The organism is Streptomyces sp. 6-11-2, assembly GCF_006540305.1.
GTDB lineage: Bacteria > Actinomycetota > Actinomycetes > Streptomycetales > Streptomycetaceae > Streptomyces.
The window spans coordinates 6,840,448-6,855,233 of the sequence record NZ_BJOR01000001.1; the positions used below are offsets into that span (position 1 = coordinate 6,840,448).

Sequence of the window (14,786 nt, forward strand, 5' to 3'; positions counted from 1 at the left end):
CCACCAGCGGCTGCCGGGCTCGGCGTTTCAGGGATGACGCCCTGGGCGTCAGGCGTACGACCGCAGCCAGCGGAGCTTGGCCGCCTCCTGGTACGGGCCACCGCCCTCGTGGTCGTTGAAGTCGTACACCTCGATCCGCTTGTCCTCGTGCGCCCAGGCGTTGAACGCGGCGAACACCGTGGACGGCGGGCAGGTCTGGTCCTCCAGGGCGGCCGAGAAGAACGCGGGCGTGCGGCCGCGGGCGGCGAAGTGCACGCCGTCGAAGTACGACAGTGTGCGCAGGGCGTCCTCGGCGCGGCCCCGGTGGGTCTTGAGGTAGAGGCCGATCTCCCGGTACGGGTGGCGGTCGGTCAGCGTCGTCCCGCGCGGGTAGTCGCACAGGAACGGCACGTCCGGCGCGATCGCGACCAGGTCCGGCACCAGGCCGCCCACCGCGATCGTGATGCCGCCGCCCTGGCTCTCGCCGATCGCCACGATCCGCCCCGCGTCGGTCAGCGGGTGCGAGCGCGCCGCCTCGATCGCCCGCACCGCGTCGGTGAACACCCGGCGGTAGTAGTAGTTCTCCGGCGCGTCCAGACCGCGGGTCATGAAGCCGGGGTACGCCGGGGCGCCGCCGACCGGGTCGGGGGTGCCGCCCCCGCCGCCCCAGGCGCTGCCCTGCCCGCGCGTGTCCATCACGAAGTGCGCGCGGCCCGTCGACGCCCACAGCAGGTGCTCGTGCGGCAGGCCGCGCCCGCCGCCGTAGCCGACGAACTCCACGACCAGCGGCAGCGGCGCGTCGACCCGTGCGGGCAGCGTCAGCCAGCCCTTGACCGGGTGCCCGCCGAAGCCGGCGAAGGTCACGTCGTACACCTTCACCGTCGTCAGTCCCGTCTCCACCAGGTCGAACCGGGCGTCCAGGTCGTGCTCGCGGGCCTCCTGGAGCGTCTTGGACCAGAAGGCGTCGAAGTCCTCGGGCTCGACGGACGAACTGCGGTACTCGCGGAGCTCGTCGAGGGGAAGGTCGAACAGGGCCATCAACAACCGCCTTCGCGAAGAGACTGTGGAGGTCACACCGTACGGCCCCGGTACGGGCCGCCGTCAGTTCAGGCGTACGATCCCGACGCGGTTTCAGGGGGTGGCCCGACGGCCCCCGGCCACGTCAGGTGCCGTCCTCGTCCCGGCCGTGCCAGGCGTTGTAACGGGTCAGGTAGCCCGCGAAGCGTTCGAGGTCGTCCTCCGGCCAGCCGGCCAGGCGCTCGCGGAAGGCCGCACGGCGGCTCTCGGTGACCCGGGCGAGGATCCGCCGCCCGGCGGCCGTCAGGTGGAGCACCTGGACGCGGTGGTCGCCGGGGTCGGTACGGCGCTCGACGAGGCCGGCACGCTCCAGGGCGGACACCTGCCGGCTGACGGTGGACTTGTCCAGCGCGTAGTGGGCGGCCAGGTCGGTGGCCCGGCAGCCGCCGCTCTCCTCCAGATGCCCGAGCAGTGTGTACGACACCAGCGACAGTTCGGGGTGCATGCGTCCCGCCGAGGCCCGGGCCCGGCGGGCGAAGACCGTCATCTCGCGGTGGATGGTCTCGACGGCCGTCTCGCCGGCGGGCGTCCGCCGTGTGCCGGCGCTCTCGTCCGGCTCTGTCGCTGCGGTCACCGAATACCTCCCCTGCTCTTCCGGTTGCATAGTACAACTGGCCTGGGGGGTGCGGGCCGGCCACCGGAGGGGACGAAGAGGGGGTCGGTGTCCGAGCGTTGGGGTAGGGTGACCTGCGGCCGTGGAGGGTCCCGGTCGCAGGAAGCCGAGGAGGTGAGACCCATTACCGCTGTGTCAGGTCGGGTGCTCTCCCCTCGCGACGGCGCGGATCACCGTCGGTAGGTGACCGCGGGAGCGCCCTCTTCGGCTCCCGAAAGGCCCCGGCATTCCATGCCTGTACTCCCTCCCTTCTCCGCCTCGTCCCCTTCGTCCGACTCTTCCGCCTCCCCGCCTGCCGGTTCCCCGCCCGCCGGGGTGGTCGCCGCGCTGCGGGCCGCCGGCTGTGTGTTCGCCGAGGAGGAGGCGGAACTGATCCTCACCGGCGCGCGCACACCACGGGAACTGGCCGCCCTGGTGGAGCGGCGCGTCGCCGGATTCCCCCTCGAACAGGTCCTCGGCTGGGCCGGGTTCCACGGTCTGCGGATCGCCGTGGAACCGGGCGTCTTCGTGCCGCGGCGCCGTACCGAGTTCCTGGTCGACCAGGCGGTGGCCCGGTCCCCGGAGGCGTCCGTCGTCGTGGACCTGTGCTGCGGCTCGGGCGCGGTGGGCGTGGCACTGGCCGCCGCGCTCGGCCCGGTGGAACTGCACGCCGCCGACATCGACCCGGCCGCGGTGCGCTGCGCCCGGCGCAACGTCGTCCCCAGGGGCGGCACGGTCCACGAGGGGGACCTGTTCGACGCGCTCCCCGGCAGCCTGCGGGGCCGTGTCGACATCCTCGCCGCCAACGTGCCCTACGTCCCCACGGGTGAGGTCGGCCTCCTGCCGCCCGAGGCCCGCGACCACGAACCGCTGGTCGCCCTGGACGGCGGCGCCGACGGCCTCGACATCCTGCGCCGTGTCTGTGCCGAGGCCCCCGACTGGCTCGCCCCCGGCGGCTGCCTCCTCGTCGAGACCAGCGAACGCCAGGCCCCACAAGCCCTCGCCACCTTCACCCGAGCCGGCCTGACCGCCCACCTGGCCGTGTCGGAAGACCTCAGCGCGAACGTGGTAGCAGGAACCAAGGCCTGACCGTGCCACGCGACAGTCGCGCGGCTCGGTCGAGCGGGCCGCCCGGCCGTCGTATCGGTTGGTGCCGTGTCGCCCGGTCCGATGGGGCGCTGGGTCTGGTGGGCCGCCGGGCTACGGCGTTGCCCGGCTCCTGTGCTGCTCGGTCCGGTGGGTTGCCGGGTCTGGTGGGTCGCTCGGCCACAGGGTTGCCCGGCTACTGTGCTGCTGGGTCTGGTGGGTCGCTCGGCCACACGGTTGCCCGGCTACTGCGTCGCTTGGTCCGGTGGGCCGCCGGTCACCGCGCCCCCGGTCACTCGGTCGCCCGGTCTCTCCAAGCGGCCGCCGCGTCACCCTGCCACTGCGATGCTGGGGCAGGTTGGCAGCCAGGCCGTGGGTACACGTCATCCGGCCTCCGCGTCACGCGGCCGCCGCGTCGCCCGGTCACTGCGTCGCTCGGTCCGGTGGGCCGCCCGGTCGCCGTGTTGTCCGGACGCCGCGTCCGCTTGTCGCCGCGTCGCCCGGTCCGGTGGGCCGTTCGGCCGCCGCGTCCCCCGGCCACTGCGACGCTGGGTCCGGTGGACCGCCCAGCCGCGGGTGCGCGTGGTCTGGCCTCCGCGCCACCCGGTCCGGTGGGTCGCCCGGCCGTCGGGGCGCCCGGTCACCGTGCCACGTGGCTGTCGCGTCGTCCGGTTACCGCGTAGCCCGGTCCGGTGGGCCGTTCGGCTGTGGGGGTGTGGCGTCTGGCTGTTGCGTTGCCGCGGGGGCCGGTCCGGTGGGCTGGACTGTCGGGGTTCCGGGGCCATGGGCGGCCGGTTTCGGGTGCCCAGTGCGGCCGCGTTGCGTGACCCGGTCCGGCGGACCCGGGCGGGTGGCCGGGTCGGGGGCTACGGCAGTGCCTGGGCGCGGGCGACGAGCAGAGCCACGTCGTCGTGGTTGTCGGGCTGGTGAAGTGTGCGCAGCAGGAGGTCGCAGAGTTCCTCCAGGGGCCGCGCAGGGCCGCCGAGCAGCGTCAGCAGCGTCGCCAGGCGCTCGTCCAGGGAATCCCGGCGCGTCTCGACGAGCCCGTCGGTGTAGAACACCAGCTGGTCGCCCGGCGCCAGGTGCACCGTCGTGGTGGAGAACGGGATGCCGCCGACGCCCAGCGGAACCCCGGTGGGCAGTTCGAGCAGCTCCGGGGGACGGCCCACCGGGATCCGGGCCGGGGGCAGATGCCCGGCGTTGGCGATCCGGCACCGCCGCATGTGCGGGTCGTGGACGGCGTAGAGGCAGGTGGCGATGGAGTGCTCCAGGCCCTCGGTGATCCGGTCGAGGTGTTCCAGCAGCCGCGCGGGATCGAGGTCGAGCGAGGCCAGCGCCTTCGTCGCGGTGCGCAGCCGCCCCATCGTGGCCGCCGCGGTGATGCCGCTGCCCATGACGTCGCCGACGACGAGGGCGGTCCTGTCGCGTTCCAGCGGGATCACGTCGAACCAGTCGCCGCCCACCTCGACGGTGGCGCCCGCCGGCTGGTAGCGGGAGGCGACCTGCAGCCCGCCCGTGACCGACGGGTGCCGGGGCAGCAGGCTGCGCTGGAGGGTGAGGGCCGCGTCGCGGGCGTTCTGGTACCAGCGGGCGTTGTCGATCTGCACGGCCGCGCGGGAGGCCAGCTCCCCGGCCAGCAGCACGTCGTCCGCGCTGAACGGCTCCGGATTGCGGGTGCGCTTGAGGTCCAGCGCGCCCAGCACCTCGCCGCGCGCGATCAGCGGCACGGCGAGATAGGAGTGCACGCCCGCGAGACCCAGCAGCACCGCCGCCTCCGGGGACCGGGCGATCCTGGGCAGGTCCTCGTCCCTGACGCGTGCGACCAGGACCGGGCGGCCGGTACGCACACACAGCGTGACCAGGCGTTCGGGGCCGTAGCGGGCGATCTGCCCGGGCGGATCGGCTGCCTCCAGGGCGTCCGCGGCGCGGTCCGCCCGTACGGCCAGGGCCCGGATCACCGCCGGTTCGGCCGGACCGAGGTTGCTGCGGCGCCCCTCGACCACGGCCTCCAGCAGGTCCACCGCGGCCACGTCGGCCAACTCGGGCACGGCGACCTCGGCCAGCTCCCGGGCCGTGCGCTCCAGCTCCAGGGTGGTGCCGATGCGGGCCGAGGCGTCGGCGATGAGGGCCAGGCGGCGGCGCGCGGCTTCCGCCTCGACGCCCGCCCGGTACTGCTCGGTGATGTCGACGACCGACACGGTCACGCCCAGCACGGTGCCGGAGGCGTCCTCCAGTCGGTACAGCGAGATCGACCAGGCGTGGTCCTCGTCGGGATCGGCCGGGGTCCGGCCGACCGTGGACAGGTCGACGAGCGGCTGTCCGGTCTCCAGTACCCGGCGCGCCGCGGACTCCAGGGTTTCCGCGTCCACCTCGGGCAACATCTCGGGTATCGTCCGGCCCATGTGTTCCTCGGCGGGTATGCCGTTGATCCGCTCCAGGGCCGGGTTGACCGAGACATACCGCAGCCGGTTGTCCAGCACGGCCAGGCCGATCGGGGACTGCGAGACGATCCGCTCCGACAGCGCCACGTCCCGCTCCAGCCGCCGTACGGTCGACTGGTCGGCGGCGAGCCCGAGCGCGTAGGCCTCCCCGCGGTCGTCCAGCAGCCGCATGTTGCGGAACTCCACCAGGCGGGTGCTGCCGTCCTTGTGCCGGACGGGAAAGGCGCCCGCCCAGCCCCGGCCGGTCCGCAGCACCTCCGAGAACAGCCCGACCACCAGGTCGAGGTGCCGCTCGTGGACCATGAGCCGGGCCGCGTGCCGCCCCAGCGCCTCCTGCGCCGAGTAGCCGAAGAGCTCCGCGGCCTGCGGGCTCCACAGCACGATGCGTCCCTGGGCGTCGAGGACCACCGAGGCGACGCCCAGCACGTCGAGCAGTCCGCTCGGCCGTGCCGGACGGACCACCGGCTCCTCGCCCTCGGCCGAGGGAGTCCCGGAAGCAGTCATCCCACGCACCGCCTTCGCCCGTCCGCGCGGCCCGCCGCCCCGATGCGGCGCCTCTTTCGCACCGCGCCCGCGCCCCTCTCCGGGGCGGCCCGTCGCTTCCCTCCACCATCCCCCACCGCAAGGGCTCCTTCGCGCCGAATCGGCCGGAAGGGCCGATGCCCGCACAAACGGGCAGGCGGGCAGACGGGGTGCACGGGCAGGCGGCCGGCGGCGGTGGTGTTCTGCCGGGAAACGGTGCTTTGCTGGTTTTTGCGAGTGGACGGCCGCGCGGAGGGAACTTCGTGCGGTACCCCGGCCACGAGAGGAGTGATCGTGATGGTGAGCGAGCCGGTGCACCCCGAATCCGTCTCGGTGGAACTGAGCGGATGCAGCAAGGAAGACGCCCGGACCGTGTTCGACGCACTGTGTGCCTGCTTCTCCTCCGATCGGTGCGCGGACGACGTACCCCGCGACTACCACGAGGTGCGCCCGACCGTATGGCTCGGCACGTTCGACGTGGCCGAGGAGCACGGGGCGGACCGCGGGCCCAGCCGGCTCGGCGCGTCCGTCATGGTCGACGTGCAGGGCGGCTACTGGGCGATCGACCGTTTCCGCACCACCCTGGACTCCCTGTTCACCGTCCAGGACCTGTGCATGGCCTCCGGTGACCAGGAGCGCGAGCTCCACGTCCGTCTGGAAAGCCGCTGACGCCGGCCGCCGAGGAGACCCCGAGGGGTTTATGCAACTAGTTGCATAAACCCCTCGGGGTCCTCTACAACTACGGACATGAGCCGTTACCCCCATCTGCTGCGCCCGCTCGACCTGGGCTTCACCACGCTGCCGAACCGCGTTCTCATGGGCTCGATGCACGTCGGCCTCGAGGAGGCCGACCGTGGATTCGAGCGGATGGCGGAGTTCTACGCCGCCCGGGCCCGCGGCGGAGTGGGACTCATCGTCACGGGCGGCATCGCCCCCAACGAGGAAGGGCGGCCGTACGAGGGCGGCGCGAAGCTCACCACCGAGCAGGAGGCCGAGCGGCACGCGACCGTCACCGCCGCCGTGCACCGCGAGGGCGGCCGGATCGCCCTGCAGATCCTGCACTTCGGCCGCTACGCCTACCACCGCGACCTGGTTGCCCCCAGCCCCCTCAAGGCTCCCATCAGCCCGTTCGTGCCCCGCGAGCTCACCGACGCCGACGTCGAGCAGACCATCGACGACTACACCCGCACCGCCCGCCTCGCCCGCCGGGCCGGCTACGACGGCGTCGAGATCATGGGCTCCGAGGGCTACCTCGTCAACGAGTTCACCGCCGCGCGGACCAACCACCGCACCGACCGCTGGGGCGGCTCCTACGAGAACCGGATGCGCTTCCCGGTGGAGATCGTGCGCCGGGTGCGCGAGGCCGTCGGCGAGGACTTCGTCATCATCTACCGGCTGTCCATGCTGGATCTCGTGCCCGACGGCTCGACCCTGGACGAGGTCGTCACGCTCGCCGGGGCCGTCGAGGCCGCCGGGGCGACTCTCATCAACACCGGCATCGGCTGGCACGAGGCCCGCATCCCCACCATCGCCACCTCCGTACCGCGCGGCGCCTACGCGTTCGCCACCAAGAAGCTGATGGGCCGGGTCTCCGTCCCCCTCGTCACCACCAACCGCATCAACACCCCGGAAGTCGCCGAGCAGTTGCTCGCCGACGGGTACGCCGACATGGTCTCCGTGGCACGTCCGATGCTCGCCGACCCCGACTTCGTCGCCAAGGCCGCCGCCGGCCGCCCCGAGGCCATCAACACCTGCATCGGCTGCAACCAGGCCTGCCTCGACCACACCTTCAGCGGGCAGATCACCTCCTGTCTGGTCAACCCGCGCGCCTGCCACGAGACCGAGCTGGTCCTGTCCCCGACCCGGCGGCGCAAGCGGATCGCCGTGGTCGGCGCCGGACCCGCCGGGCTCGCCTGCGCCGTCTCGGCCGCCGAACGCGGCCACCTGGTCACCCTGTTCGACGCGGCGGGCGAGATCGGCGGACAGCTCAACGTGGCCCGCAAGATTCCCGGCAAGCAGGAGTTCGGCGAGACGCTGCGCTACTTCCGCCACCAACTCGACGCACACGGCGTGGACGTACGGCTGAACACCTGGGTGAGCGCGGGCGACCTGGCGGACTACGACGAGACCGTCGTCGCCACCGGCGTCGCCCCGCGCACCCCCGACATCCCCGGCATCGGCCACCCGCGCGTCCTCGGCTACCTCGACGTGCTGCGCGACGGCGCGCCCGTCGGCGACCGGGTGGCGATCCTCGGCGCCGGCGGCATCGGCTTCGACGTGGCCGAGTACCTCACCGACAGCGGTGACAAGGCGAGCGAGGACCCGGCGGCGTACTTCCGGCTCTGGGGAGTCGACATGGACCAGCGCGCGCCCGGCGGACTCACCGCGCCGCAGCGGCCCGCGCCGCCGCGCACAGTGCACCTGCTCCAGCGCAAGACCACCAAGGTCGGCGCCGGACTGGGCAGGACGACCGGCTGGATCCACCGCACCGAACTCAGGCACCGAGGGGTCACGATGGTGCCCGGCGTGCGCTACGACCGCATCGACGACCGGGGCCTGCACATCACGGTCGACGGCACGAGCACGGTCCTGGAGGTCGACACGATCGTGCTGTGCACCGGGCAGGAGCCGCGACGCGACCTGTACGAGGAACTGGCCGCCGCCGGGCGCCGCGCGCACCTGATCGGCGGCGCGGACGAGGCCGTCGAACTCGACGCCAAGCGCGCCGTCAAGCAGGGCACGGAACTGGCGGCGGCCCTGTAGTGAGGCAACCGGCGACGGCCCCGCGGGGCCGGGGCGGGTGTGCCTCCTGTTCCTAGGATGATCCCCATGTCACTTCCGCACGCGATCCTCACCGCCCTGCTCGAAAAGCCGTCGTCGGGGCTCGAGCTGACGCGCCGCTTCGACAAGTCGATCGGCTACTTCTGGACGGCGACGCATCAGCAGATCTATCGCGAGCTGGGAAGACTGGAGGCCGACGGCCTCATCCGCGGCCTGCCGGCGAAGGAGCCGGCCCGCGGGCAGAAGAAGGACTACGAGGTGCTGCCCGCGGGCCGCGCGGAACTGGCCCGCTGGACCGCCGCCTCCCAGGAGCCGAAGCGGCACCGCGACGCCCTGCTGCTGCGGTTGCGCGCGGCGGCCGTGGTGGGCACCGCGGGCCTTCGGGCCGACCTCGGGCGTCATCTGGAGCTGCACGAGCGGCAGTTGGCGGAGTACCGGGAGATCGAGGAGCGCGACTTCCCGCCCGGCAAGGACAGCCCCGAGGACCGGTTGCGGCACCTGGTCCTGCGGGCCGGTATCGACCTGGAGACCTTCTGGACGCAGTGGTTCCGGCACGCGCTGGAGGAGTTCACCGAGCTGCCGGGCCATGACCCGGAGTGAGGGCGGCCGGCCCCGGTGGGGCGGTCGGAACCGGCGCGGCTGCGAGGGGCGGTCAGAACCGGGACGGTTTCGAACGGCGGCGCAGCACCCACCCGGTGGCGACCACCGCCGCCCCGACCAGGGTCCCGCCGACCGCGAGCGTGAGGGGACCGTAGTCCTTGACGCCCCCGCCCACGCCGCCCAGCACACCCCGGGTCGGTACGACCGTGGGCGCGATGTTCGGCGCGTACGGTCCGACATTCGGCGCGTACGGTCCGACGTTCGGCGCGTACGTGGGCACGACGTTCGGCGCCTTCGTCTGCCGGAACGTGGGAGCGGCCGTCGCGGTGGCGCGGCCGCCGGTGACGACGATGGACTGAGTGCCCGCCATGATGTTGTTCGCGCAGACGACGGCCACGGTGTAGGTGCCCGGGCTCACGCTCTGCCAGGCGGCGGACTGGCCGCCGGTCATCCCGGTGAGCGCCACCTGGCGTCCCTGGGTGAAGTTGGTCTGGCCGGCGGTGAGCAGCGAGGCCGTGCCCCAACGGCCGTTGACCTGGCTGCACACGCTGGTCGTCACGGACACTGTCGAGCCGTTGGCGGAGACGGATATCCCGGTACCGGCGGCGTCGGCTGGGCCGGCGGCGAGACCGAGTGCGAGTACGGCGGCCGTCGCGGCGACGGCTGCGGAGGGGGAGAGGGAGGGGGAGGGTGGCTGAGTGTGGCGCATGGGACTGTCCTCCGACGGCACGGTCGGCGGACCATCCCATGTGCCGCCGGAGATAGGGGAATCGCCCGTGCTGCCTCGGGGCCAGCCAACGTCCCGCGGAGGCCGCCCGCATGCGGGGCGCGTCCGTACGGGTGGGCACCGCCCGCCCGGTCGACGCCCGGTCGGGTGGTCCGGGCCGCCCGGTCGTTATGGCGCGGTCGGGTGCTCCGGGCAGCCGGTCGTCACCACGTGGACGGGCGTTTGGGGCCGCCGGTCGTCACTGCGCGGTCGGGTGTTCGGGGCCGCCCGGTCGTCGTCCGGGCGGGTGTTCGGGGCTGCCCGGTCGTCGCCGCCCGATCGGGTGTTCGGGCTGCCCTTCGGCACTGTCCTGTCGGGCGTTCAGGGCTTCCCGGTCGTCACCGAGCGCTCGGGTGAGAAGCCGCCCCAGGTGCCGTCCGGGAGCATCGCCCGGATCCGCACCCGGTGGCCGACCCCGGCCTCGCGCCCCAGGTAGAAGCTGTACGAGGCTTTCTCGCGCGGTGCCGTGCCGCCCCAGACCAGGGAGGTGGCCGGCTGTCCGTCCAGCTGGATCTGGTACTGCGTCACCACGCCGTCCGTGCGCGGCGGCACCCAGCTCAGATCGAGGTAGTACGCCCCGTCCGCCCGGTGGGTCGTGGCGCGGAAGGAGGACGGCGCGGTGGCCCGGCCGTCGTCGGATCCCGGCGCGGTGGTGAGCCGGACGGTGGCGCCGGCGGGGGAGAGGTTGTCGGCCGCGTCGCGGGCCCGCACGGTGAACGCGTACGAGGTGCCCGGCCGCAGGCCGGTGACCACCGCGGCGGTCTGGCTGCCGCCGACACTGTGGATCTTCGTTCCGCCCTGGTAGACGTCGTAGGACACCACGCCCCGGTCGTCCGTCGAGCGGGACCAGGACAGTTGGACGGCCCGGCTGCCCACCGCCCGGCCGCGCACGTCGAGCGGGCGGCTGGGAGCCGAGTGGTCGGCCGCGGCGGCGGCCGGTGTCGTCGCCCGCACCGGCCGGCTGCGCGGGCCGAGCCGGCCGTCGGTGCCCCGCGCCCGGACGGTGAAGACATACGTGGTCGACGGGCTGAGCCGGGTGACGTCCACCATGTGCTCCCGGGCCGGTACGGCCTTCACCTTCGTGGTGCCGCGGTACACCTCGTACCCGCCGATGTCCGAGGCCGCGGGCAGCCCGTTCCACATCACGTGCACGCTCGTGGCGCTCCCCGCGGCGGCGGTGACGCCGGTCGGCGCGCCGGGCAGCCGGCCGCCCTCCCCGTCGTCCGCGACACTCCGGCCGCAGGCGGCGAGCAGCGCCAGCACGCCGCACAGCGCCACGACACGCCCGGGCGTGCGGTAACGAGGGGAAGCGGGGGCGGGAACACGTCGCACGGGTCTGCCTCCCCGGGAACGGCGGCGTGGACGACCCGGACGCCGCACGAACAATGGTCCGGACCAATATGGCGCGTTGACGGGAGCGCATCAAGGGGGCCGGGGGTGGTGGGAGTCGCGGAGCGTTACGTATGCTGAAGTTCCTTCCGGGCTGAACCACCCTGTACAGCAGGGGAGTTCACGCTGTGGCGCGGGCAGCTGTCGTCGCTGCCTCCCGCGTCGTCACGGGCGGCCCGGGGTCGGGTCCGCATGGATCCAGGCCCCTGGCCGCCCGATGGGTGATGCGAGCCATGCGTCGTCCGGTCCCCTAGCGTGGGCCCCGCGTGACCGATTTCTCTGCAAACCACCCCCTGCGGGGTGAATGCAGGTCAATGTCCCCGAGGAGAGGCGCCCCCATGGTGCGTGCCCAGTCGCTGACGCTCGTCGCGGCGAGTGCCGCCCTGCTCGCTCCCACGACACTCCCGACCCTGACCGTGCCGTCCGCGTACCGCACCCGGGGGGAGCCCGCGGCGCGGTACGCGGACCTCATCCGGGCGGAGCCCGCGGCGCACGGCGAGGGAGGCGTCAGGGCCGCCGACCTGCTGGCCAGGGTGCGTGACTGCACACGGGTCTCCCGCGGCCGCTACCGCCTCGACGCCGGGCGGCCCGCCACCATCCCGGTGTGCGAGCTGCCCGGCGCCGTCTTCTGGAAGGCCGACATGGACATCGACTGCGACGGACGGCCCACCGTCCGCTGCAACCGCAGCACCGACCCGCAGTTCTTCCCCACCGCGGCCTACGAGCAGTCCAACGGCCTCCGCCTGGACGCCGCGCAGCTGCCGTACGTCGTCCTGCCCGCCCCGAGCAGCATCTGGGACCACCGCGCTTACGGCGTGGGCGGGGGATCGGTCGCGGCCGTCGTCTACCGGGACCGCGTGCAGTACGCGGTCGTCGGCGACATCGGGCCGAGCGAGGTCATCGGCGAGGCCTCCTACGCCACCGCCCGGAGCCTCGGCATCCCCGCCGACCCGAACGGCGGCGGGGTCCGCTCCGGCGTGACCTACATCGTCTTCGAGCACTCCCGGATCAGCGCCATCGAGGACCACGCGGCCGCCGTGGCCACCGGCGAGCGGCTGGCACGCCGGCTGGTGAACGGCGGGACGGCGGCGGCGCAGGCGGACGACCCGCGCCTTCCGCCCCGCGCCGCCCCGGACGCTCCTCACACCTTCCGGTAGCCGTACGCCTCCGAGGCCGCCGCCTCCACGGCGTCCAGGTCGGCTCCCGCCGCCGCTGTGACCACCGCGGCGACCGCGCCCTCGACGAACGGGGCGTCCAGCAGCCGTGTGTTCCCGGGCAGTTCGTCACCCTCGGCGAGCAGCGCCTTCACGGTGAGCACCGCGCTGCCGAGGTCGGTCAGCACGGCGACCCCGGCACCCCGGTCCACGGACGCGGCCGCGGCGGAGACCAGTTCCGCACTGGTGCCCATCCCGCCGTCCTCCCGGCCGCCGGCCGCGGCCACCGGCACGCCCGCCGCCCCGCCCGCCAGTCCTCTCGCCAGCTCGACCACGGAGGACGCCACCTCGGCGCTGTGCGAGACCAGTACGATCCCGACCATCTTCTCGCCGCTCACGTCACGCCTCCGCCGAGGCCGCGTCGGCCAGTGCCGCGATCAGCAGGGCGGACGAGGTGGCCCCCGGATCCTGGTGCCCGATGCTGCGCTCACCCAGATAGCTCGCCCGGCCCTTGCGGGCCAGCAGCGGTGTGGTCGCCTCGGCACCCGCCTCGGCGGCGGCGCGGGCCGCCGCGAAGCCGTCACCGAGCGCGTCCACCGCCGGGACCAGCGCGTCGATCATGGTCTTGTCTCCCGGTACGGCCCCGCCCAGCGTCATCACCCCGTCCACCCCGGCCCGCAGCGCCTCGGCGAGCTGCTTCTCGCTCACCTCGGCGGCGTCCCCGAGCGCCTTGCCGGTACGCCGCAGCAGCGTCCCGTACAGCGGCCCCGACGCGCCGCCGACCGTCGAGATCAGCTGCCGCCCGGTGAGGACCAGGATCGCGCCGGGTGTCTGTGGAGCCTCCTTGTCCAGCGCGGCCCGCACGGCCGTGAACCCGCGCTGAAGATTGCTGCCGTGGTCGGCGTCCCCGATGGGCGAGTCGAGGGCGGTGAGCCATTCCGCCTCACGGGCCACGGACGCGGCGGTCGCCGTCATCCAGCGGCGGAAGAAGTCGGCGTCGAGCACTGGATCTCCCTTGCGTGATAGGTACGGTCGATGGGCTCGCCGGCTCACCGGCCCCAGCGCAGGGCCGGTGTGCTCACCGGCGCGTCCCACAGTCGCAACAGTTCCTCGTCGATCTGGCACAGAGTGACCGAGGCGCCCGCCATGTCCAGGGAGGTGACGTAGTTGCCCACCAGACTGCGGGCGACGGCCACACCGCGCTCGGCGAGCACCCGGTGCACCTCCGCGTTGAAGCCGTACAGCTCCAGCAGCGGGGTCGCGCCCATACCGTTGACCAGAAGTAGTACGGGGTTGCGCGGGCTCATGTCCTCCAGGATGGCGTGCACCGCGAAGTCGGCGATCTCACCCGAGGTCATCATCGGCCGCCGCTCCCGGCCCGGCTCGCCGTGGATGCCGATGCCGAGTTCCAGCTCGCCGGCCGGCAGGTCGAAGGTGGGACTGCCCTTGGCCGGGGTGGTGCAGGCGCTCAGCGCGACGCCGAAGCTGCGGGAGTTCTCGTTGACCTGCCGGCCGATCGACTCCACCCGCTCCAGTGGCTGTCCCTCGTCAGCGGCGGCGCCCGCGATCTTCTCCACGAACAGGGTCGCGCCGGTGCCGCGCCGTCCGGCCGTGTACAGGCTGTCGGTCACCGCCACGTCATCGTTGACCAGCACTTTCGCGATCTGGATGCCCTCGTCTTCGGCGAGTTCGGCCGCCATGTCGAAGTTGAGTACGTCGCCGGTGTAGTTCTTCACGATGAACAGCACGCCCGCCCCGCCGTCCACGGCCGCCGCCGCTCGCAGCATCTGGTCCGGCACCGGCGAGGTGAAGACCTCCCCCGGGCAGGCCGCCGAGAGCATCCCGGGCCCGACGAACCCGCCGTGCAGCGGCTCGTGCCCCGACCCGCCACCGGAGACCAGGGCGACCTTCCCCGCCACGGGCGCGTCCCGCCGCACGATCACCCGGTGCTCCACGTCGACCGTCAGCTCCGGGTGAGCCGCCGCCATACCGCGCAGCGCGTCCGCCACCACGGTCTCGGCGACGTTGATGAGCATCCTCATGGGTACCTCCCAGTGATCTTAGCGAGTGTGGCCCCGACCTGCGCCTTTGCTGGTCAGGGCACATAACGGCTGTTGTTGATCTCGGCGGTCCGTGACGGTCTGTGGCGATGCCTGGCGGTACTGGCGCTGACTCCATGCTGACTTTACTGACGGAGCATCAGAGAACTCGGACGGGCGGACACGGGGAAGCCCGAGCGCTCCTATCGGCAGTATCGACCTTGCGACAGCGAAGGTCACCTGTGGCGACCAGTCAGGCGAACGAGAGAACGGGTCCCTACGGGCTTACCGGTCGTTTCTCGGAGTCGGCCTGCACCTGTGAGCCAGGGCGGGTGAAGCCGGGTCGAGCGGTGAACCTCT

At 73.2% G+C, this 14,786-nt stretch carries 13 protein-coding genes; 5 read left to right on the plus strand and 8 right to left on the minus strand.

Features of this window, described 5'->3' with window-relative positions:
* Window positions 1–48 precede the first annotated feature (48 nt).
* Together TNCT6_RS30605 and TNCT6_RS30610 are read right to left on the minus strand one after the other, a co-directional pair.
* A complete protein-coding gene (locus TNCT6_RS30605) occupies window positions 49–1,017 on the minus strand; it encodes an acetylxylan esterase (protein WP_141364155.1) in 969 nt (322 codons plus the stop codon).
* Window positions 1,018–1,141: 124 nt separating this feature from the next.
* Window positions 1,142–1,630: a MarR family winged helix-turn-helix transcriptional regulator gene (locus tag TNCT6_RS30610; protein WP_373996213.1), complete on the minus strand. Its 489-nt coding sequence runs from the start codon at window positions 1,628–1,630 to the stop codon at window positions 1,142–1,144.
* A 270-nt stretch (window positions 1,631–1,900) separates the two neighbouring features.
* Here TNCT6_RS30610 and TNCT6_RS30615 point away from each other — a divergent pair, with 270 nt between their 5' ends.
* A complete protein-coding gene (locus TNCT6_RS30615) occupies window positions 1,901–2,737 on the plus strand; it encodes a putative protein N(5)-glutamine methyltransferase (RefSeq protein ID WP_141364157.1) in 837 nt (278 codons plus the stop codon).
* Window positions 2,738–3,600: 863 nt separating this feature from the next.
* Here TNCT6_RS30615 and TNCT6_RS30620 read toward each other — a convergent pair.
* Window positions 3,601–5,679, minus strand: a complete 2,079-nt coding sequence (locus TNCT6_RS30620; protein WP_141364159.1) for a SpoIIE family protein phosphatase — start codon at window positions 5,677–5,679, stop codon at window positions 3,601–3,603.
* Window positions 5,680–5,994: 315 nt separating this feature from the next.
* On the opposite strand from TNCT6_RS30620, the gene TNCT6_RS30625 reads away from it, so the two are divergent.
* The 3 genes from TNCT6_RS30625 to TNCT6_RS30635 all read left to right on the plus strand — a co-directional run bounded on the left by TNCT6_RS30625 (window position 5,995) and on the right by TNCT6_RS30635 (window position 9,078).
* Complete coding sequence (locus TNCT6_RS30625; RefSeq protein ID WP_141364161.1) at window positions 5,995–6,366, plus strand: hypothetical protein; 372 nt, start codon at window positions 5,995–5,997, stop codon at window positions 6,364–6,366.
* Between the two features lie 78 nt (window positions 6,367–6,444).
* On the plus strand, window positions 6,445–8,460 hold the full coding sequence (locus TNCT6_RS30630) for an FAD-dependent oxidoreductase (protein ID WP_141364163.1): 2,016 nt from the start codon (window positions 6,445–6,447) through the stop codon (window positions 8,458–8,460).
* 66 nt (window positions 8,461–8,526) lie between these two features.
* A complete protein-coding gene (locus TNCT6_RS30635) occupies window positions 8,527–9,078 on the plus strand; it encodes a PadR family transcriptional regulator (RefSeq protein WP_141364165.1) in 552 nt (183 codons plus the stop codon).
* Window positions 9,079–9,130: 52 nt separating this feature from the next.
* Here TNCT6_RS30635 and TNCT6_RS30640 read toward each other — a convergent pair whose 3' ends face one another.
* On the minus strand, window positions 9,131–9,787 hold the full coding sequence (locus TNCT6_RS30640) for a hypothetical protein (protein WP_141364167.1): 657 nt from the start codon (window positions 9,785–9,787) through the stop codon (window positions 9,131–9,133).
* A gap of 378 nt (window positions 9,788–10,165) precedes the next feature.
* Complete coding sequence (locus TNCT6_RS30645; protein ID WP_141364169.1) at window positions 10,166–11,176, minus strand: fibronectin type III domain-containing protein; 1,011 nt, start codon at window positions 11,174–11,176, stop codon at window positions 10,166–10,168.
* A gap of 398 nt (window positions 11,177–11,574) precedes the next feature.
* Here TNCT6_RS30645 and TNCT6_RS30650 point away from each other — a divergent pair, with 398 nt between their 5' ends.
* Window positions 11,575–12,390: a glycoside hydrolase family 75 protein gene (locus tag TNCT6_RS30650; RefSeq protein ID WP_141366962.1), complete on the plus strand. Its 816-nt coding sequence runs from the start codon at window positions 11,575–11,577 to the stop codon at window positions 12,388–12,390.
* Here TNCT6_RS30650 and TNCT6_RS30655 read toward each other — a convergent pair.
* Genes TNCT6_RS30655 through dhaK form a run of 3 tightly spaced genes read right to left on the minus strand, consistent with a single transcriptional unit; the run spans window position 12,375 to window position 14,429 of the window.
* Window positions 12,375–12,785, minus strand: coding sequence for a PTS-dependent dihydroxyacetone kinase phosphotransferase subunit DhaM (locus tag TNCT6_RS30655; protein WP_141364171.1), 411 nt, complete (start codon window positions 12,783–12,785; stop codon window positions 12,375–12,377). The genes TNCT6_RS30650 and TNCT6_RS30655 overlap by 16 nt on opposite strands.
* 1 nt (window position 12,786) lies before the next feature.
* Complete coding sequence (gene dhaL, locus TNCT6_RS30660; RefSeq protein ID WP_141364173.1) at window positions 12,787–13,392, minus strand: dihydroxyacetone kinase subunit DhaL; 606 nt, start codon at window positions 13,390–13,392, stop codon at window positions 12,787–12,789.
* Between the two features lie 44 nt (window positions 13,393–13,436).
* Window positions 13,437–14,429, minus strand: a complete 993-nt coding sequence (dhaK, locus tag TNCT6_RS30665; protein ID WP_141364175.1) for a dihydroxyacetone kinase subunit DhaK — start codon at window positions 14,427–14,429, stop codon at window positions 13,437–13,439.
* Between the last annotated feature and the right edge of the window lie 357 nt (window positions 14,430–14,786).